A 970-nucleotide genomic window follows, 5' to 3' on the forward strand; every position below is an offset into this window, starting at 1 on the left:
TCAACAACCCGCGCGAGGCGCAGGCAGCCGGCATCGCCACAATCTTCCAGGAACTCGACCTGGTGCCCTCGCTCGATGTCGCGGCGAACCTCTTCCTCGGCCGCGAATTGATGCGACCGGGCGGCCTGCTCGACGTGCCCGCGATGCGCCGCGAGGCGAAGCGGCGGCTTGAGGCGATCGAACTCGCCATCGACCCCGCGCGCCTCGTCGCCGACCTCTCCATCGGCCAGCGCCAGGTGGTGGCGATCGTCAAGGCGCTGTCCTATGCCTCGCGCGTGCTGATCATGGACGAGCCGACGGCCGCGCTCACCGTCGGAGAGGTCGAGCGCCTGTTCGACATCATGCGCAAGCTCGCCGCTACCGGCGTCGGCATCGTCTACATTTCGCACCGGCTGGAGGAAGTGCCTGAGATCGCCGACCGCGTGACGGTGATGCGCGACGGCCGCGTCGCCGGCGTCACCGAGCCGCACGCGCCGCAGGCCGAACTGGTTCGACTTCTGGTCGGCCGCTCGCTGGATGAACTCTACCCGGCGCGCGCCAGAAGCGCCGGCAAGACGCTGCTCAGCCTCAAGGATGCCAGCTTCAGGCTCGCCCGTGAAAGCGCCGGCTGGCAGCCGCCGAGCGGGATTTCGCTCGAGGTCAAGGAGGGCGAGATCGTCGGCCTGGCCGGCATCATGGGAGCAGGGCGCACCGAACTGCTGTCCGCGCTCTACGGCACCGGTCTCGCCGGACGCTGGCAGGGCGAGGTCGCAGTCGACGGCAAGCCCGTGAAACTCGACTCCATCGACGCGGCGCGCAAGGCCGGCATCGCCTTCGTCACCGACGACCGGCGCGGCAGCGGCCTGATGCTGCGAATGGCCGTCGGCCTCAACTTGGTCATGTCCGTGATCCGCCGCATCTCGCCGGCCGGCCTGATGTCGCCGCGCCGCCAGGCGGAAGCGGTGAGACAGTCGTTCGGCCAGTTCGACAT

At 69.4% G+C, this 970-nt stretch carries 1 protein-coding gene; it reads left to right on the plus strand.

The genetic code is table 11. The features are described from left to right. The coding region (locus EN780_RS35260) for a sugar ABC transporter ATP-binding protein (RefSeq protein WP_133372910.1) at positions 1 to 970 on the plus strand (970 nt) is incomplete at both ends.

Source organism: Mesorhizobium sp. M4B.F.Ca.ET.089.01.1.1, from assembly GCF_004022605.1.
GTDB classification, from domain to species: Bacteria; Pseudomonadota; Alphaproteobacteria; order Rhizobiales; family Rhizobiaceae; genus Mesorhizobium; species Mesorhizobium abyssinicae.